This window comes from Acinetobacter sp. NPDC052428, assembly GCF_044547685.1.
In the GTDB taxonomy this organism is placed as follows: Bacteria; Pseudomonadota; Gammaproteobacteria; order Pseudomonadales; family Moraxellaceae; genus Acinetobacter; species Acinetobacter lwoffii_G.
This window is the reverse complement of record NZ_JBIUAT010000001.1, coordinates 115,362-133,819: the sequence shown is the minus strand read 5'-3', so window position 1 is coordinate 133,819 and position 18,458 is coordinate 115,362. Positions and strand designations below refer to the sequence as shown.

At 43.6% G+C, this 18,458-nt stretch carries 21 protein-coding genes, 1 tRNA gene and 1 other RNA gene; 14 read left to right on the top strand and 9 right to left on the bottom strand.

Features of this window, described 5'->3' with window-relative positions; all coding sequences use genetic code 11:
• Positions 1-75 precede the first annotated feature (75 nt).
• Complete coding sequence (locus ACIG3F_RS00625; RefSeq protein ID WP_396468931.1) at positions 76-1,041, bottom strand: outer membrane protein assembly factor BamD; 966 nt, start codon at positions 1,039-1,041, stop codon at positions 76-78.
• A gap of 71 nt (positions 1,042-1,112) precedes the next feature.
• Here ACIG3F_RS00625 and rluD point away from each other — a divergent pair, with 71 nt between their 5' ends.
• Genes rluD through ACIG3F_RS00610 form a run of 3 tightly spaced genes read left to right on the top strand, consistent with a single transcriptional unit; the run spans position 1,113 to position 3,543 of the window.
• Complete coding sequence (rluD, locus tag ACIG3F_RS00620; protein ID WP_396468929.1) at positions 1,113-2,165, top strand: 23S rRNA pseudouridine(1911/1915/1917) synthase RluD; 1,053 nt, start codon at positions 1,113-1,115, stop codon at positions 2,163-2,165.
• Positions 2,166-2,201: 36 nt separating this feature from the next.
• Positions 2,202-2,942 carry a peptidoglycan editing factor PgeF gene (gene pgeF, locus ACIG3F_RS00615; RefSeq protein ID WP_396468927.1) on the top strand — a complete coding sequence of 247 codons (741 nt, stop codon included), beginning with the start codon at positions 2,202-2,204 and terminating at the stop codon, positions 2,940-2,942.
• 40 nt (positions 2,943-2,982) lie between these two features.
• Entirely contained in the window at positions 2,983-3,543 is a 561-nt protein-coding gene (locus ACIG3F_RS00610) for a flavodoxin family protein (protein ID WP_253099754.1), read from the top strand.
• 55 nt (positions 3,544-3,598) lie between these two features.
• Here the strand turns inward: ACIG3F_RS00610 and smpB are convergent, their stop codons facing one another.
• Positions 3,599-4,078, bottom strand: coding sequence for an SsrA-binding protein SmpB (smpB, locus tag ACIG3F_RS00605; RefSeq protein WP_004280586.1), 480 nt, complete (start codon positions 4,076-4,078; stop codon positions 3,599-3,601).
• Positions 4,079-4,217: 139 nt separating this feature from the next.
• Between smpB and coaD the strand changes: the two genes are divergently transcribed.
• The 6 genes from coaD (at position 4,218) to ACIG3F_RS00575 (ending at position 6,471) form a co-directional block, all read left to right on the top strand.
• The gene (gene coaD / locus ACIG3F_RS00600; protein ID WP_004280585.1) at positions 4,218-4,709 is read left to right on the top strand and encodes a pantetheine-phosphate adenylyltransferase; all 492 of its coding nucleotides are present in this window, start codon (positions 4,218-4,220) and stop codon (positions 4,707-4,709) included.
• A 1-nt stretch (position 4,710) separates the two neighbouring features.
• On the top strand, positions 4,711-4,974 hold the full coding sequence (locus tag ACIG3F_RS00595; RefSeq protein WP_004280584.1) for a YfhL family 4Fe-4S dicluster ferredoxin: 264 nt from the start codon (positions 4,711-4,713) through the stop codon (positions 4,972-4,974).
• A 26-nt stretch (positions 4,975-5,000) separates the two neighbouring features.
• Positions 5,001-5,378: RNase P RNA component class A (gene rnpB, locus ACIG3F_RS00590), an RNA gene on the top strand.
• Positions 5,379-5,450: 72 nt separating this feature from the next.
• Positions 5,451-5,527 (top strand) — tRNA-Met (locus tag ACIG3F_RS00585).
• A gap of 85 nt (positions 5,528-5,612) precedes the next feature.
• The gene (locus ACIG3F_RS00580) at positions 5,613-6,053 is read left to right on the top strand and encodes a hypothetical protein (RefSeq protein ID WP_005265876.1); all 441 of its coding nucleotides are present in this window, start codon (positions 5,613-5,615) and stop codon (positions 6,051-6,053) included.
• A complete protein-coding gene (locus ACIG3F_RS00575; protein ID WP_396468924.1) occupies positions 6,019-6,471 on the top strand; it encodes a hypothetical protein in 453 nt (150 codons plus the stop codon). The genes ACIG3F_RS00580 and ACIG3F_RS00575 overlap by 35 nt, the downstream gene beginning before the upstream one ends.
• 14 nt (positions 6,472-6,485) lie before the next feature.
• Here the strand turns inward: ACIG3F_RS00575 and ACIG3F_RS00570 are convergent, their stop codons facing one another.
• A complete protein-coding gene (locus ACIG3F_RS00570; protein ID WP_396468922.1) occupies positions 6,486-7,112 on the bottom strand; it encodes a CatB-related O-acetyltransferase in 627 nt (208 codons plus the stop codon).
• Positions 7,113-7,218: 106 nt separating this feature from the next.
• Positions 7,219-7,623 (bottom strand): RidA family protein, encoded by a 405-nt coding sequence (locus ACIG3F_RS00565; RefSeq protein WP_396468920.1) that lies wholly within the window; start codon positions 7,621-7,623, stop codon positions 7,219-7,221.
• A 140-nt stretch (positions 7,624-7,763) separates the two neighbouring features.
• Between ACIG3F_RS00565 and ACIG3F_RS00560 the strand changes: the two genes are divergently transcribed.
• Positions 7,764-8,357 (top strand): TetR/AcrR family transcriptional regulator, encoded by a 594-nt coding sequence (locus ACIG3F_RS00560; protein ID WP_396468918.1) that lies wholly within the window; start codon positions 7,764-7,766, stop codon positions 8,355-8,357.
• Between the two features lie 74 nt (positions 8,358-8,431).
• On the opposite strand, the gene greA is transcribed toward ACIG3F_RS00560, so the two are convergent.
• The 3 genes from greA to carA form a co-directional block, all read right to left on the bottom strand.
• A complete protein-coding gene (greA, locus tag ACIG3F_RS00555; protein ID WP_396468916.1) occupies positions 8,432-8,908 on the bottom strand; it encodes a transcription elongation factor GreA in 477 nt (158 codons plus the stop codon).
• 91 nt (positions 8,909-8,999) lie between these two features.
• Positions 9,000-12,230, bottom strand: a complete 3,231-nt coding sequence (gene carB, locus ACIG3F_RS00550) for a carbamoyl-phosphate synthase large subunit (RefSeq protein ID WP_396468914.1) — start codon at positions 12,228-12,230, stop codon at positions 9,000-9,002.
• Between the two features lie 13 nt (positions 12,231-12,243).
• A complete protein-coding gene (carA, locus tag ACIG3F_RS00545) occupies positions 12,244-13,383 on the bottom strand; it encodes a glutamine-hydrolyzing carbamoyl-phosphate synthase small subunit (protein WP_044108727.1) in 1,140 nt (379 codons plus the stop codon).
• 308 nt (positions 13,384-13,691) lie between these two features.
• Between carA and ACIG3F_RS00540 the strand changes: the two genes are divergently transcribed.
• Complete coding sequence (locus ACIG3F_RS00540) at positions 13,692-14,180, top strand: hypothetical protein (protein WP_396468912.1); 489 nt, start codon at positions 13,692-13,694, stop codon at positions 14,178-14,180.
• Between the two features lie 103 nt (positions 14,181-14,283).
• Positions 14,284-14,505 (top strand): hypothetical protein, encoded by a 222-nt coding sequence (locus ACIG3F_RS00535; protein ID WP_004280572.1) that lies wholly within the window; start codon positions 14,284-14,286, stop codon positions 14,503-14,505.
• A gap of 149 nt (positions 14,506-14,654) precedes the next feature.
• Here ACIG3F_RS00535 and ACIG3F_RS00530 read toward each other — a convergent pair whose 3' ends face one another.
• The gene (locus ACIG3F_RS00530; RefSeq protein ID WP_004280571.1) at positions 14,655-15,194 is read right to left on the bottom strand and encodes a DOMON-like domain-containing protein; all 540 of its coding nucleotides are present in this window, start codon (positions 15,192-15,194) and stop codon (positions 14,655-14,657) included.
• 11 nt (positions 15,195-15,205) lie between these two features.
• On the bottom strand, positions 15,206-15,529 hold the full coding sequence (gene yhbY / locus ACIG3F_RS00525; RefSeq protein ID WP_004280569.1) for a ribosome assembly RNA-binding protein YhbY: 324 nt from the start codon (positions 15,527-15,529) through the stop codon (positions 15,206-15,208).
• A 195-nt stretch (positions 15,530-15,724) separates the two neighbouring features.
• On the opposite strand from yhbY, the gene rlmE reads away from it, so the two are divergent.
• Positions 15,725-16,375 carry a 23S rRNA (uridine(2552)-2'-O)-methyltransferase RlmE gene (gene rlmE / locus ACIG3F_RS00520; protein ID WP_004645756.1) on the top strand — a complete coding sequence of 217 codons (651 nt, stop codon included), beginning with the start codon at positions 15,725-15,727 and terminating at the stop codon, positions 16,373-16,375.
• 132 nt (positions 16,376-16,507) lie between these two features.
• A complete protein-coding gene (ftsH, locus tag ACIG3F_RS00515) occupies positions 16,508-18,397 on the top strand; it encodes an ATP-dependent zinc metalloprotease FtsH (RefSeq protein WP_004280565.1) in 1,890 nt (629 codons plus the stop codon).
• Positions 18,398-18,458: the final 61 nt, after the last annotated feature.

The window sequence follows — 18,458 nt, the reverse complement described above, 5'->3', positions numbered from 1 at the left end:
TGATACCTTGCCCTTGAGGAAAATGCACCTGTAAAGCGCTGTCTTATTTGCTGATGCTGCCGGACTTATTCAGCTTTATTCAGCCGTTTTAGGACGATCAAGCAAACCAAATGAAATGCGATTGGTGATGCTGCGCTTTTCAGTTTCTGGCGCATCTGACTGTGCATCGGTGTCGGTTACAGTCTTGGCTTCTTTACCAAAAATACCCAGTGTCGCGCGGTTAAAGAAACTGCTTTCGCTACGCGCTGCACGCAGATTCACCGTACCATCTGATTTCACCAGATTCGGATAATTCAGCTTTAACACATCCACATATTGCTGAGAAGTCGCTTTATCACCTAGCTGAGCATAGCCATAAGCAACCGTTGCCAGTGCTTCTGGAATCTGCGGAGTTTGTGGATAATGCTCAATCACCCACAAGCCACGTTCAACTGCTGCCAGATACGCCTTACGCTTGATGTTAAAACGTGCTGCATTCATTTCATGCTCAGCCAGTTCCTGACTGATAAACTGCATACGCTGTGCGGCATCGACTGCATAGGTACTCGACGGATAGCGGCGAATGAAATCAACAAAATTCTGGTAAGCTACTTTCAGGTAGCTGACATCACGATGCGATTGTTTCAGTGAGGTATAACGCAGCAGGCCGTTATAGTTCTGTTCCATATTGGCGACACCGCGTACATAGTAAGCATAATCGACATTTGGATGTTGCGGGTTCAGACGGATAAAACGCTCTGCCAGTGCAACCGCACCTTCATAATCTTTTTGCTGGAATTTTACATACAACAGTTCAAGCTGCGCCTGAGGGGCATACTGACTGGTCGGGAAATAAGTTTCCAGCGCTTCTAACTGTTTTGCTGCATCGGTATATTGATTACGATCTAGCGCTTTCTGTGCTTTTTGAATATAAACCTGTTCGCTAGATTCCGGACCTTTATCCACGACTTCTTTTTTTGGATTACTGCTACAGCCTACCATTGCCGATGCAATGCCTAATGTCACAGCAAGCATTGTCATTTTATAATGTGGTAGCGACATAAAAATTCCTCTGTTAATACGGGCAATGAGCTACAATTGCACTATTAAACCACTTTTGTCTGAATGAGCAAATGAGTCAAGCACAATCTTCCAATTCTAATATCCCTGATACTGATTTCAATTTACTTGAAGATTCTGAGGATGCAGATAACCATACTTCAGAAGCAACTGCAACACGTTTATCGTTGCAATTTCAACTGGATGAAACTTATATCGGGCAACGGATCGACCAGATTGCCGCAATGGTCTGGAGCGATTTTTCTCGAGAAAAATTAAAGCAATGGATTAAAGATGGCAATTTGTTGGTGAATGGTCAACCGGTTAAGCCTAAATTTAAAAGTGATGGTTTTGAAACCCTGACTTTAAATGTTGAGCTTGAAGCGCAAACGCGCAGTCTGCCTGAAGACATTCCACTGGACATCATCTATGAAGATGATGACATTATAGTCATCAACAAACCAGTCGGTATGGTGGTACATCCGGGTGCTGGCAATAGTTCTGGCACCTTGGTGAATGCTTTATTGCATCACTACCCGAAATCGGCTGAACTGGCGCGTGCCGGTCTGGTGCATCGTATCGATAAAGACACCAGCGGTTTATTGGTCGTTGCCAAAAATCTTGAATCACAGTTTTCTCTAAGCAAACAGCTTGAGAAGAAATCCGTGTATCGTCTGTATGATCTGGTGGTTTACGGCAATATTATTGCTGGCGGTACAATTGATGAGCCGATCAAGCGCCATCCGGTGGATCGTGTGAAAATGACTGTGCTTCCGGGTGGTAAAGATGCCGTAACGCATTACAACGTCAAAGAGCGTTTCCAGCATTTCACTCGTGTCCAGGCCCGTCTGGAAACCGGCCGTACCCATCAGATTCGTGTACATTTTAGCTATGTCGGCTTTGGCCTGGTGGGCGATCAGGTGTATATGCCGCGTGTACGTATGCCTGCAGGTGCATCACAATTATTAGATGATACTTTGCGTGGCTTCAAGCGTCAGGCCTTGCATGCAGCGAAACTTGGTCTGACCCATCCGCGTACCAAAGAAGAAATGATCTTTGAAGCGCCGTGGCCGGAAGACTTTGCCAATCTGGTGGAAGTGCTGCGTACCGAAAACAAAGCCTATTAATTTTTAACTGAGTCAATGTCAGCGCAAGGAATCGAGATGCAATTTGTACCAGGACTTCCACAAGGTGTGTATGTGGGCCAGACTCGCGTTCACCATGCGAAAGTACAGCCATCAGCACAGCCTGAACTTGCAGGTTTTAATCTGGCCTTGCATGTGAAGGATGATGCGCAACGGGTACAACAGCATCGTATGGCTTTATTGCAGGATTTCGCTGCGTTTGGCGTAGATAAAATTACCTGGATGACGCAGACGCATAGCACCATCTGTCATACGATTAATGAGCAGATGCCATTTACCGCACTGGTCGGAGATGGTCTGGTGACGCAGAGCAAGGCACATGCTTTAATGATGATGACTGCAGATTGCTTGCCTGTAGTACTGGGAAATGCTGATGGCACAGAAGTTGCCAATCTGCATGCCGGTTGGCGGGGACTCGCAGGAGGTATTATCGAAAATACCATCGCAGCCATGCAAACTCCGCCGACCTGGGCCTGGCTCGGGGCGGCCATTAGTCAGCCATGTTTTGAAATTGGCGCTGAAGTAAAAGCTGCTTTTTGTAGTAAATATCCTGAACTGGACAGTGCATTTCAGCCCGGTGTACAGGCAGGTAAATATTATGCCGACCTGTATGCGATTGCGCGTTATATCTTGCAGCAACACGGCATAAATACCGTATTGGGCGGGGATCAGTGTTCTTATCGCCAGCCAGAGGAATATTTTTCTTATCGCCGCGAAGCTAAAACAGGGCGTATGGCGACATTCGTGTTTATGGCATGAAAATGTTAAACTTAACTGAATTTTTTGGCTTTTGAGCGTTATGTCCCTATCTTCCAAATCTGTTGCGATTGTTTATCACAGTCCTTATGGACACACGGCTAAAGTGGCAAATTTTATTGCCGATGGTGCACGGGAAACCGGTGTTCAGGTGCATATGATGAATGTCGAACATATAGACTGGGATGTACTGGATGCCGCCGATGCAATTATCTTTGGCTGTCCGACCTATATGGGTAGCCTGACTTCTGCCATGAAGCTGTTTATGGAACAGTCTTCCAAGCGCTGGCTGGCACGTAGCTGGCAGGGTAAGCTGGCAGCAGCCTTTACCAATGGTGGTGGACTCAGTGGCGACAAGCTGGCGGTCTTGCAGCAAATCAATCTGTTTGCCATGCAGCACGGTATGCTATGGAGTGGATTGCCATTGATGCCGACAGGTCGTGCAGTGACGGATCTGAATCGGATGTCGAGCTTCTTGGGGCTTATGACCCAGTCAGATAATGCGCCGGTAGAAGTAACCCCACCGGAAGGGGATTTAAAAACCGCGCTCTGGTTTGGGGAATATATTGCCCTGACTCTGGCAAGACTGGGCGGCAAAGCTTAAAGTTATAAAAAAACCTCCAAATGCGGAGGTTTTTTTATATTCAATTTTTAATCCATTATTTATGGAAAATTCGTGCTTTATCACGTTGCCAGTCACGGTCTTTTTCGGTGGCACGTTTGTCATGGAGCTGCTTACCTTTCACCAAGGCAATTTCCAGCTTGGCATGTGGACCTTTCCAGTAACACGCCAGTGGTACGCAGGAATAACCTTTCTGGTTAATTGCACCCATCAACTTTTCAATTTCACGGCGATTCAGCAATAGCTTGCGGGTACGGGTTGCTTCAGGCACTACATGGGTCGAGGCGCTTAACAAAGGTTGAACCTGAGCACCAAACAGAAAAGCTTCACCATTTTTAAAGGTAATATAACTTTCTACGATGGTCATGCGACCAGCACGCATTGATTTGACTTCCCAGCCTTTTAATGAAAGCCCCGCTTCAAATTTCTCTTCAATAAAATAATCGTGGCGAGCACGTTTATTCAGTGCAATGGTACCGCCATTATTTTTTTTTACTACAATAGATGCTTTCGCCATAATCTGATACTTCCAAACGTGCTGCTATTGTACCGCAACTAGAAATAAGGTGAAGTTTTTTAAATTAATGAGGATTATTCACCAAAAAAACAAGTTTTTGCTAAAATAAGATTCTACATAACAAACAGAGTACAAATGGATGTCTAAAACTCGTGTGATTTATCCGGGGACTTTTGATCCAATTACCAATGGACATATTGATTTGGTAACCCGCGCAGCGCGAATGTTTGATGAAGTTGTGGTAGCCATTGCTATCGGTCATCATAAAAATCCGGTATTTAGTCTGGAAGAGCGTGTCGCATTGGCGAAAGAGTCATTGAGTCATTTGGACAATGTTGAATTTGTAGGTTTTGATGGTTTGCTCGTCAATTTTTTCCGTGAGCAAAAGGCGACTGCTGTATTGCGTGGTTTGCGTGCAGTGTCTGATTTTGAGTACGAATTTCAGCTGGCCAATATGAACCGTCAGCTGGACTCCCACTTTGAAGCGGTGTTTTTAACCCCTTCAGAGCAATATTCTTTTATTTCATCCACTTTGGTGCGTGAAATTGCTCGACTAAGAGGTGATGTAACCAAGTTTGTACCACCAAACGTGGTTGCTGCCTTCGAGCGTAAACTTCAACAAGGTTGGTAGCGTGTCTTTATATATCACCGATGAATGTATTAACTGTGATGTCTGTGAACCTGTATGCCCGAATGAGGCCATCTATATGGGTGAACTCATTTATGAGATTCATCCAGATTTATGTACAGAGTGCGTCGGACATCATGATCAACCGCAGTGCCAGTTATTCTGTCCGGTGGATTGTATTCCACTGGATCCGAATCATGTCGAAACGCAGGAACAGCTGCAAGCCAAGTATGAAAAACTGACTGCTCAAAAAACATCAAGCAATTAGTCTCGATATTTGATACTATGCCGCTCGAAGTGAGCCAGACGATCGCTGCTGTGGAGATCTCCGTGATTGAAGCAGGGGAGGAAAGTCCGGGCTTCATAGGGCAAGGTGCCAGGTAACGCCTGGGCGGTGCAAACCGACGGCAAGTGCAGCAGAGAGAAGACCGCCTTCATTATGTTTTCGAGCAATCGGAATCGGAGGTAAGGGTGAAAGGGTGCGGTAAGAGCGCACCGCATGGCTGGTAACAGTTCATGGCGAGGTAAACCCCACCGGAAGCAAGACCAAATAGGAATCCATTAGGCATGGCCCATGCTGGATTCGGGTAGGTCGCTTGAGCGCATGAGTGATTGTGCGCCTAGAGGAATGATCGTTCACGACAGAACCCGGCTTATCGGCTCACTTCAACAAATTTTGATCAAACAGCACAATATGGGGTTGACGTGATTTACAGAAAATCCCATAATGCGCGCACAGTTTAAGGCTATGTAGCTCAGTTGGTTAGAGCACCGCACTCATAATGCGGGGGTCACAAGTTCAAGTCTCGTCATAGCCACCATATTCTGAAAAAACCCACTCCGATTGAGTGGGTTTTTTTATGTTTAAAATAATGAGTGTGATTATAATAATTGAAATGTAAGAGAATGAATTCTAAAAAAATGCCTAAACATGATGAAATTGGTAAATGGTTTAAAAAGAATATAGGGAGTTGTCTTTCGTGGGCAATAACTTTTGCATGGCTTATTTTTATTTATTTTAAAATTCATAATGGGATATTGCCTACAAACTTAAATGAATTCGGTGATTTTATTGCGGGAGCTTTTGCACCTTTGGCATTTTTTTGGTTGGTAAGAGGATTTTATCAACAGGGTAAAGGACTTGAGCAAAATTCTGAGGCTCTAAATATGCAAGCAATAGAGCTAAAGAAAACAACTGAAGCTTTGGAATTGCAGGTGCAAGAAATGAAAGCTTCAGTTGAGCAACAGTCAAGATTAGCTAGGGTGTATGAAGAGGAGCTTCAGCAGAAGCATTTTCAGGTTCAACCATACTTTGAATACAGTTTTCAGTTTTCAGTTAACAGATAACTTTCTTCATGATGAACCTATTTGTGATGACGATAGAAATGTAATCGATCATTATAAAGATAGAGTTATCAAGTTTACTTTGAATATTAAAAATATAGGTGGAACTTCTAGAAATTTATTTATAAAACATCGTAAGGACCAACCATATCTTCAACAAACACAATATAAATTGGAACACGCAGAAATCATGACTATATTATTTGATGTTGACGGTCAAATGGCCCAGGAACTAAATGATGGAATAGAGGATTTAACAAGAACATTTAGAATTAGATATCAAGATATATATGGCAAGCAATACGAGAATTATATTGCTTGTGATGTAATTACCTATATTGATGACGAAACAGGCCAGGTTTATTTACAACCAAACCTAAAAATACTTAGTCAAAGCCAAGCTTTAAACCATACAGTTTAAAAAAGAATGAATAGCTAATAATCTAAAGTTAAAAAATCGGATAACTCCTTAATTTCAGCCGTCTGCAACTGCTCACGCATCTTTAAAAACTGCTTTTCATCGATATCATAAATTTTAAGGGAAAGCAGTTTTTCGATATCTTCTTGTGGGAAGCGGTATTTAATAATTTTTGCAGGAACACCACCAACGACTGCATAAGGTGGAACATCTTCAGTTACCACAGCACCTGTGGCGACCACCGCACCTTCACCAAGCTTTACACCTGGCATAATCATGGCACGCGAGCCGATCCAACAGCCATCACTAATGATCGTGTCAGCCGCAAGCTCAAAACCCCGTGTATCGAACGGAAACGCTGAAATCCAATCGGTACGGTGTAACTGGTTACTACCCATCATAATCACGCATTCAGCGCCAAAACAGACGAAATTTCCGATATAGAGCTGGTCTATGGGCTTCTCAGGCGTGGCAGGCTTATCATGCAGATAGCGCACCACACAGCGCTCAAAACCTTGATCCCAATACGCTGAGTAGTAAGAATAATTCCCTTTAATATGAATATTCGGGTTCTTCACCGTTTTTGAGATGAACTCAAATTCACACCAGTGATTTACAGGAGAATTAATTAACTTTTCAGACATAAGGGAGATACAAAAAATAGTGAATAAGAAATTATACCTAATCGGCGTTTAAACTTGCTGAATAATATCTACAAGACGCTCAAGCGACTGTGAATAACGTAAATGATTAGACTGGTGTAGACGCTGTAGGAATACGGGCAATCACTTTAATCTCAAAATCAAAACCTGCCAGCCAAGTCACGCCAACAGCTGTCCAATTAGGATAAGGCTTTTGCTTAAACACTTGCTGCTTAACTTTTATAATGCTTTCAAATTGCTGCTCTGGGTCAGTGTGAAATGTGGTGACATCGACGATATCATCGAAAGTACAACTAGCCGCTGCCAATGTCGCAGCTAAATTTTCAAAAGCCCGTTCTACCTGTTTCTCGAAATCTGGTTCAGGAGAGCCATCTTCACGACTACCAACCTGCCCAGAAACAAACAGTAAATCTTCCGATTTGATCGCAGCAGAATAACCATGCTGTTCATACAGGGCGTGGCGGTCTTGGGGAAATATTGCAGTTCTAGTCATATCTATCCATCCTCATTCAATTTCTAATTTATAAGTGAGTGAAAGCAACTTAACTTTCACATACGTCTCGTATGTAAACATAATTGACATACGAGGCGTATGTCAATTAAAATTTTTATGATGATGAGGTAAAGTAATTCATGTCTGTTCGTGAACAAAAAATGGCGGAAACCCGCAAGAAACTGATTGAAGTGGCACGTCGTGCGTTTGCGGAATATGGTTATGCTGGCACTTCAATGGATAAGCTCACGGCAGAAGCAGGGCTGACTCGTGGTGCGCTGTATCATCATTTTGGTGATAAAAAAGGCTTATTTGCTGCAGTGGTCGACCAAATCGATTCGGAAATGGCTTCATCTGCCCAGCAGCATCTGGAGCAGCCTGATGATCTGTGGGAAGGATTGATGCTGGAAGGGCAGACCTATATTCAAAACGCCTTGAATCCGGAATTCCAGCGCATTGTGTTGCGTGACGGGCCGGCTGTGCTGGGTGATCCTGCACATTGGCCAAGCCAAAACAGGTGTTTGCAGTCCACGCGTGAATGTGTTGAACAATTATTGGTAGTAGACCGAATTCAAACAGTTGATCCGGAAGCTGCTGCGGTATTTTTAAATGGTGCTGCAATGAATGCAGCACTCTGGGTGGCTTCTAGTGAAGATCCTGAGCGGGTACTGCCTGAGGCCTTACATGCATTTAATTTATTTGCATCAGGGTTTTTAAAAGAAGCACAGAGCTAATCCGTTTGTAGGAGGCGGATAAAGGTAAAAAACCCCTCAATCGAGGGGTTCATGCAAGCTTAAATATCTAAAATTTAGATATATTCAACTTTTACAATTTCGTATTCAACTTCACCGTTTGGTGTATTGATTTTCACATCGTCGCCTTCGTTCTTACCCAAAAGACCACGTGCAATCGGTGAATTCACAGAGATCTTGTTAATCTTAAAGTCTGCTTCATCATCGCCTACAATTTTATAGGTTTTCTGCTCTTCAGTATCTAGGTTTTCAATCGTGACCGTTACACCAAAGACCACACGACCATTGTGTTCAAGTTCTTTGACATCAATCACCTGAGCTGCACCCAGTTTGCCTTCGATGTCCTGAATACGACCTTCACAGAAGCCTTGCTGTTCACGTGCTGCATGGTATTCTGCATTTTCTTTTAAGTCACCATGTTCACGCGCTTCAGCAATTGAAGCTGTAATACGTGGACGATCCACTGTTTTCAGTTGGTGTAATTCTTTCTCTAAGGCAATTTTGCCTTCAGGTGTCATAGGATAACGTTGCATGTTGTCCCTCAAAAGTCAGTTGAAAGATATAAAATCTATAAATAAAAAAAAGCCCGCCACCAAGAAGGTGGCGGGACTTCTTGGAAGAGAATTAACCTTTAGTTAGGTCTTGCAAACGATATACATCCATCGGCAATTTAATTGCTAAAGCTTGGCATACTGCATCCGCACCATTCAATGTAGTTGTGTTATACACTTTACCTTGAAGGGCTGAACGACGGATCGAGAATGAGTCTTCTTGTGCCTTTTTGCCTTCAGTCGTGTTAATCACAAGGTGGATTTCGCCGTTTTTGATACGGTCCACAATGTTAGGACGACCTTCAGTCACTTTATTGACACGTTCACATTCAAGACCAGCATCGCTAATCACTTTAAATGTACCATCAGTTGCAAGAATCTTGAAGCCTAGGTCAATCAATTGTTTTGCGATACCCGCCGCACGTGGTTTGTCTGAGTCACGTACAGAGATAAATGCGTGTTTCACTTCGCCTTCAGTTGGAAGACCTGGTAAACGCTCATTTGCACCTAAAACAGCTTTATAGAACGCTTCACCAAATGTTTTACCAACGCCCATCACTTCACCAGTCGATTTCATCTCAGGGCCAAGGATTGGGTCAACACCAGGGAATTTGTTGAATGGGAACACTGCTTCTTTGACAGAGAAGTGCTGAGGAATAATCTCAGTCGTAAAGCCTTGCGACTCAAGAGATTGACCCGCCATACAACGTGCAGCAACTTTTGCAAGCGATTCACCGATACACTTAGAAACGAATGGCACAGTACGAGACGCACGTGGGTTCACTTCCAGGATGTAAACGTCTTCACCTTTAACCGCAAACTGAACGTTCATCAAACCGATTACGCCAAGCTCTTTTGCCATAGCCACAGTTTGACGACGCATTTCGTCCTGAATCTCTTTAGATAGAGAGTAAGGAGGAATCGAACATGCCGAGTCACCTGAGTGAATACCTGCTTGTTCAATGTGCTGCATGATGCCGCCGATCACAACGTCTTTACCGTCAGATACGCAGTCTACGTCAACTTCGATCGCGTCATCCAGGAAGCGGTCAAGAAGTACAGGCGCTTCGTTAGATGCTTGAACCGCATCACGTAAGTAGCGTTTGAGTTCTTCGTCGTTGTACACGATTTCCATCGCACGACCACCAAGGACGTAAGAAGGACGTACTACAAGTGGATAGCCGACTTTAGAGGCTTCAGCCATACCTTCTTCAGCAGATTTTACAATGCTGTTGTTTGGTTGACGAAGTTGCAGACGTTGAATCATTTGCTGGAAACGTTCACGGTCTTCTGCACGGTCAATCGCGTCAGGCGATGTACCAATGATTGGAGCACCTGCTTCTTCTAAAGCACGAGCCAATTTAAGCGGAGTTTGACCACCGTACTGTACGATAATTCCTTTAGGCTTCTCGATACGTACGATTTCAAGTACATCTTCAAGTGTAATCGGTTCGAAGTACAAACGATCTGAAGTGTCATAATCCGTAGAAACTGTTTCAGGGTTACAGTTTACCATGATCGTTTCATAGCCGTCTTCACGCATAGCCAGGGCAGCGTGTACACAGCAGTAATCGAACTCGATACCTTGACCGATACGGTTAGGGCCACCGCCGATCACCATGATCTTGTCTTTGTTCGATGGATTTGCTTCACATTCTTCATCGTAAGTTGAGTACATGTAAGCTGTATCAGATTCGAATTCTGCAGCACATGTATCGACACGTTTGTAAACTGGAGTTACGCCCAGGTTCCAACGATGTTTACGGAATTGCTTTTGAGAAATGCCCATCAAGTCTGCAATGCGAAGATCTGATAAACCTTTACGTTTGAATGCACGGATGTTGTCCGCATTCAAGTCGCCAAAACCTAAAGTTTTGATTTGGTTTTCAGTTTTGATGATGTCTTCGATTTGAATCAAGAACCAGCGGTCAATGTTCGTTGCAGCGAATACTTCGTCTAAAGTAAAGCCGTGACGGAATGCATCGCCCACGTACCAAATACGCTCTGGACCTGGCACTTTAAGTTCTTGCAAGATTTTGTCGCGCGCGCCTTCAGCACCCACTTCAACCTTTTCGTCAAAACCAGAAGCGCCCACTTCAAGACCACGAAGGGCTTTTTGTACAGATTCCTGGAAGTTACGGCCAATCGCCATCACTTCACCGACAGATTTCATCTGAGTCGTCAGTGTCGCATCAGCTTGTGGGAATTTTTCGAAGTTGAAACGAGGAATCTTGGTTACAACGTAGTCGATTGCAGGTTCGAACGATGCAGGCGTTGTACCGCCAGTAATGTCGTTTTTCAACTCATCAAGGGTATAACCTACAGCCAGTTTCGCTGCGATTTTTGCAATCGGGAAACCAGTTGCTTTAGAAGCAAGTGCAGATGAACGTGATACACGTGGGTTCATCTCGATCACGACCATACGACCAGTATTTGGACAAATACCGAACTGTACGTTAGAACCACCTGTTTCAACACCAATTTCACGAAGAACTGCTAGAGAAGCGTTACGTAGTAACTGGAATTCTTTATCTGTAAGCGTTTGAGCAGGGGCAACAGTGATTGAGTCACCAGTGTGTACGCCCATTGGATCAAAGTTTTCAATGGTACATACAATGATACAGTTGTCGTTTTTGTCACGAACAACTTCCATCTCGTATTCTTTCCAGCCAATTAAAGATTCATCAATCAATAATTGTTTAGTCGGAGAAAGATCGAAACCACGTTCACAAATCTCGATAAATTCTTCTTTGTTGTATGCGATACCGCCACCAGAACCACCCATGGTGAATGATGGACGGATAATTACTGGGAAGCCGAAACGTGCTTGAATTTCTAAAGCATGTTCCATTGACTCAGCAACGTCAGCTTTTGGACATTCAAGACCAATTTTACGCATTGCCTGGTCGAACAGTTTACGGTCTTCAGCTTTTTCAATCGCTTCTTTGGTTGCACCGATCAATTCAACATTGAATTTCTCTAAAATGCCGTGCTCATCGAGGGCAAGGGCACAGTTCAATGCCGTTTGACCACCCATGGTTGGAAGAACAGCATCTGGACGTTCTTTCTCAATGATCGCTGCAACAGTTTGCCAAGTAATTGGCTCAATGTAAGTTGCATCCGCCATGGTTGGGTCGGTCATGATGGTCGCTGGGTTCGAGTTGACCAAAATAACGCGGTAACCTTCTTCACGAAGGGCTTTACATGCTTGAGCACCTGAGTAGTCAAACTCACATGCTTGACCGATGACAATCGGACCAGCACCAATAATCAAGATGCTTTTAATGTCAGTACGTTTAGCCATGATGCTTCCTTAATTACTTCTTAGATGCTTCGATAAGTTCGATGAAATGATCGAACAATGGTGCGCAGTCATGTGGACCCGGGCTTGCTTCAGGGTGACCCTGGAAGCTGAACGCAGGTTTGTCTGTACGATGGATACCTTGGTTGGTGCCATCAAACAGTGAGCGATGCGTTACACGCAACACATCAGGCAGATTGCTTTCATCGACTGCGAAGCCATGGTTTTGAGAAGTAATCATCACTGTACCGTTATCAAGATTTTGTACAGGATGGTTCGCACCGTGGTGGCCGTGAGGCATTTTTAAGGTTTTAGCACCACTTGCAAGCGCAAGGATCTGGTGACCCAGGCAGATACCAAATACTGGAATTTCAGTGGTTTCTACAATTGTTTTTACAGCTTCAATTGCGTAGTCACATGCAGCCGGATCACCAGGACCGTTCGAAAGGAACACGCCATCTGGATTCAGTGCAAGTACATCAGCAGCAGGAGTTTGCGCCGGCACAACAGTCAGTTTACAACCGCGGTCTGCGAGCATACGTAAGATGTTGGTTTTGACACCGTAATCGTATGCAACAACATGGAATTTAGCTTCTGGTTGAGAGAAACCTTTGCCTAATGTCCAAGAGCCTTCAGTCCATTCAAAACCTTCAGGGTCGCAACATTCTTTTGCCAGGTCTAAACCGTTTAAACCACCAAATGCACGTGCTTTTTCAAGCGCTTCAACTTCAGTGATATTTTCGCCAGCAAGGATACAGCCATTTTGCGCACCTTTGTCACGTAAGATACGTGTCAATTTACGCGTGTCGATATCCGCAATTGCCACAACATTGTGTTGTACCAAATATTCAGCTAATGATTGGGTTGAACGGAAGTTACTGTGCAGTAAAGGCAGGTCACGAATGATCAATCCGTTCGCCCAAACCTTATGAATACGACCTGATTCAGCGTCTTCTTCATTACAGCCTGTGTTACCGATATGTGGGTAAGTCAGTGTCACAAGTTGCTGTGCATAACTCGGGTCAGTCAAAATTTCTTGATAGCCAGTCATGGCAGTGTTGAAAACGACTTCACCAGTCGTACTACCCGATGCGCCAATCGAAGTACCTTTAAAGATAGTTCCGTCGGCAAGGGCTAAAATTGCTGGGGTGCTCAAACCAAAGCTCCTGAAATTTAGGCTGTAAAAAAGCGAGAAGACGAAAAAAAAGGAAGGCTATTTTTTAAACCTACCCTCCTATGTCTGCTCGCTTGAACTTAACACGGCATTATACGCAGAATGACCCCTAAAGTCCAACGGCTTTGCAGCGAAAGTATGAGATAAATGGCTTGCTTTTTGCATGGAAGTCTGTTTTGTAAGCAATGTGAAAAAATGTAAGCAATTAATAATTGTCAGACAAATCAAATCTTAATTTTTATCAAATCTACTAATATAGCTTAGTCGATATAACAATAGGAACAAGACAAATGGCTACACCACCTAAATCTACTACATCTAAAAAAATCACTCCGAGCGTGGTAACTGAAACTGCCGAGAAGCTTGAAAAAGTAGCAGTCGAGGCTAAAGATCAGGCAATTGGAACCATCGAGGAAAGTAAGGAAAAGCTTGAAGTTGAGGCCAAGCAGTTAAGCGACACTGTGCAGGAACAATTGCGTCAATTTAAGCAGGAGGTGTTACAGCGTATTGATACTTTGAAGGAGCAGATTTTCGGTTCGCAGAAAGAATTAACTGAACTGAAAAGCTTTATCAAGACAGAATTCAACGCTGTCTTCGAAGACTTATCTAATCTGGGTAAAGAGTTGAAAGAGGATGTCAGTCAGATTTCGACCAAGCATAAGGAACATCTGACCGATACTTTTAAACGTTCTAAGGACAGTACCATTGAAGTACTGAAAAAAGTCAAACCCGTGGTGAAAACAGAGAGCTCGGACAAAAGTCCTGAGCTGAAAAGTTAGGCTGCGCTGAAAGGCCGCTATTTAAAAAGGAGAACAATCAAATGTTCTCCTTTGTCTTTATGCAGCAAAACGGACTCACAATAACAATTAAAGGGGGGTCACGATGCAACAGCATTTTGTAGGTGTACTTATTTTACTGATATTGATCATGCTACTGAATCTGGAAAGCGGATTGGGGCGCATACTTTATCTGGGTGTAATCGTATTATGTTTGGGAGTGCTGGGACTGGTGTTTGGGACCATTCTTCTGATGATCATTACTTTTGCTTTTATTCTTTATGCTGCTGTGAAATCTATTCAGGAGCAGCATCATCTACATCATTAAAATATGAACGTTGAAAACAATAAAAAATCTAAAATAATTACATAGAGGATCAATCATTGTTGAGCGACAAACAAAAACGTGAGACTTTAAGTCTCACGTTGTATTCGCCTGCCACACATTTAAATAGTTGATGCACAGCGTCAATCTATTTAAAACACATGCAACCAGTCACGTTTATTATGAAAATCTGCCTGAGGACTACTATGCTGCATGGCATAGTATTGATCACCTTGTGAGGTTTTTAAAACAGCAGATAAACCCAGGAACAAGTTTTCCCATTTCAGTTTATGTGTTGCCATAAAATCAGTCAGATCCACACTGACATTAAGACCATAATGCGTACGTTTGAGCTGATTCAGCTCAATATCATCCGCAGCTTGCGGTGGCATATCTTCAGGATAACGGTATTCTTCAAATTGATAAGCCTGCCAGGCCTGAGAGGGGGAAAGATTAATCTCACGATAAAAATCTTCGCCCTGAACCCCAATAAAAATTTCAAAGCAGGTCTGTTCCCACAGGAAATCCTGACGGGGATGTGCCGTCACCATGTCGGGCCACAAGATGTACTGATTGGGATCACGGATCCAGAAGCCCACATTTAAATTGCATGGGCCTTGCTGTTCAATGGCGGCAACCAGAGAGATGGCCTGAAAACGGCGATCAAATGCGCTAAGTTCGTAACTTGCCATAAGTCCTGTACTTAGTTAGACAGATGAGCGAAACGGACAAGGTTGGACAATTTTTGGTTTTGTTTCGCAGCTTTCTTGTAAAGCAGCGCAATTTTACCAATAGTTTGAACTACTTCGGCACCAGTCGCTTCTGAAATTTCAGCAATCAATGCTGCACGCGCTTCACGATCTTCAGCTACGATTTTCACTTTAATCAGTTCGTGATCGTTTAAAGCACGCGCCAATTCTTCGATGACATTTTCAGTCAGGCCTTTGTCACCCAGCATAACGACCGGGTTTAAAGCATGTCCGATTTGACGTAAACGCTTACGTTCCTGAATAGATAAAGACGCCATGAGAGATAACCTGAATTTTAAAACGGCTTAGTATAGCAAAAGCAAAAAACAAACGCTTTAAATTATCAGGAAATAATCATTTCCAATATCTCTTCATAACGAGCAAAACTCCTCGATTTAGATACACATGTATACTGCAAAATATGTCTTTTTCACGTACAATTAATAATTGGACGTTTTTTTATTTAGAGAGTTATGGCTACACGCATTACCAACCAAAAGTTATCTAAAAGTAGTCGTGATTGGATGAGAGAGCATTTAGACGATCCTTATGTGAAAAAGGCACAAAAGGACGGCTATCGTGCGCGTGCAGCATATAAGCTCTTAGAGATGCAAGAAAAGTACAAAATCATCAAACCCGGCATGACCGTGGTCGACTTGGGTGCAGCTCCCGGGAGTTGGTCACAAATTGCAGGTAAGTTGGTCGGCGACAAAGGTTTATTGATTGCATCTGACATTTTACCAATGGATGCATTACCTGATGTGACTTTCTTGCAAGGCGACTTTCGCGAAGAAGAAGTCTTCCAGCAATTGTTAGAAATTTTAGATGGTCGTACTGTAGACGTTGTAATTTCAGATATGGCCCCCAATACATCAGGTAATAAGGCTGTAGATCAACCGCGTCAGATTTACTTGTGTGAACTTGCACTGGATTTTGCCAACAAGGTGCTAGGCCCTAAAGGTCAATTTGTGGTAAAAGTTTTCCAAGGTTCAGGTTTTGACGAATTCCGTAAGCAAGTGGTTGATAGTTTTGATGTTCTGAAAACATCTAAACCTTTGGCATCACGTGCTCGCTCCAAGGAAGTTTTCCTGATCGGGCAGGGACGTAAGAAGGCTTTAAAATAAGTCTACTTGCCAAGTCGTTAAAAATTGTGCATTTTGTACGTTTTCAGATAATTGTAAGTTGATTTACAGCTTAAGTATTAAGGTCACCCTGAACAGGGCATGATCAAATTAGATTGGAATGGGAATAAAGCTTTGAGCGATCTTTTTAAGAATGCCGTATTGTGGCTCGTGATACTGGGTGTGCTGGTGTTAATCTTCAGCAACGTCAGTGACCGCAATCAACCGACTACAATGAACTACTCAGAGTTTGTTGCCGCGGTCAATGCTGGCCAAATTAAACAAGTTGTGATTGACGGCGAAAGAATCCGTGGCGAAAAATCGAACGGTTCAGAGTTTGAAAGTATCCGTCCGGCAGTTCAGGATCCTGAACTGATGCCAAGCCTGATTAAAAATAATGTTGTGGTTGAAGGTGAAGCACCACAACGTCAAGGCTTGCTCATGCAGTTGCTTATTGCAAGTTTCCCTGTACTTTTAATCATTTTGTTATTCATGTTCTTTATGCGCAACATGGGTGGCGGTGCAGGTGGTAAAAACGGCCCAATGAGTTTTGGTAAATCTAAAGCCAAAATGCTGTCTGAAGACCAGATTAAAGTCACTTTCACTGATGTTGCTGGTTGTGACGAAGCCAAGCAAGAAGTCGTTGAAATCGTAGATTTCCTGAAAGATCCAACCAAATTTAAACGTCTGGGTGCGAGTATTCCACGCGGTGTGTTAATGGTCGGTCCTCCAGGTACGGGTAAAACCTTACTTGCCAAAGCCATTGCCGGTGAAGCGAAAGTTCCATTCTTTAGTATTTCAGGTTCTGACTTCGTTGAGATGTTTGTCGGTGTTGGTGCATCCCGTGTTCGTGACATGTTCGAACAGGCGAAACGTCATGCACCATGTATCATCTTTATTGATGAGATTGATGCAGTCGGTCGTCACCGTGGTTCAGGTACCGGTGGTGGTCACGATGAACGTGAACAGACACTGAACCAGATGCTAGTTGAAATGGACGGCTTTGAAGGTAATGAAGGCATTATCGTGATTGCTGCAACCAACCGTGCAGATGTACTGGATAAAGCACTTCTTCGTCCAGGCCGTTTTGACCGTCAAGTTGTAGTTGGTTTGCCAGACATCAAAGGTCGTGAACAAATCCTGAATGTACATTTGAAAAAATTACCTTCAGTGACAGGTGTGGATGTTAAGGTTCTTGCACGTGGTACACCTGGCTTCTCGGGTGCGCAATTGGCAAACCTAGTGAATGAAGCTGCTCTGTTTGCTGCACGCCGTAACAAGAACACCGTCGATATGCATGACTTCGAAGATGCAAAAGACAAGCTGTATATGGGTCCTGAGCGTAAATCGATGGTACTTCGTGATGAAGAGCGTCGCGCGACAGCTTATCATGAAGCAGGTCATGCAATTGTTGCTGAAAGCTTGCCAGGTACAGATCCTGTGCATAAAGTGACGATCATGCCGCGTGGCTGGGCTTTAGGTGTCACCTGGCAGCTGCCTGAATTTGACCAGACTAGCCATTATAAAGACAAAATGTTGAATGAACTTTCGATTTTGTTTGGTGGCCGTATTGCTGAAGAAGTCTTCATTAACCAGATGTCGACTGGCGCTTCAAATGACTTTGAGCGTGCAACTAAAATGGCACGTGCGATGGTGACCAAATATGGTATGTCTGACAAACTCGGTGTCATGGTCTATGAAGAAGATGCACAGCAATCTTTCATGGGCAGTATTGGTAGCCGCAGTATTTCGGAAACTACACAACTAGAAGTCGATCGTGAAATTCGTCGAATTCTGGATGAGCAATATAAAATCGCACGCGATATCCTGGAAAGCAAAAAAGATATTGCCCATGCGATGGTGAAAGCCTTGATGGAATGGGAAACCATTGATCGTGATCAAATCCGTGACATCATGGAAGGTCGTGAGCCTCAGCCACCAAAAGTCTATGTTGCAGATAATCCTGTGATTGATGTAACGCCAGATGATGGTCCGCTGACTCCTCCGCCATTGCCAGCGAACTAAGCTCAATAAAAAAAACCACCTTCGGGTGGTTTTTTTATGCTTGTCATTTTTGTCATATCTT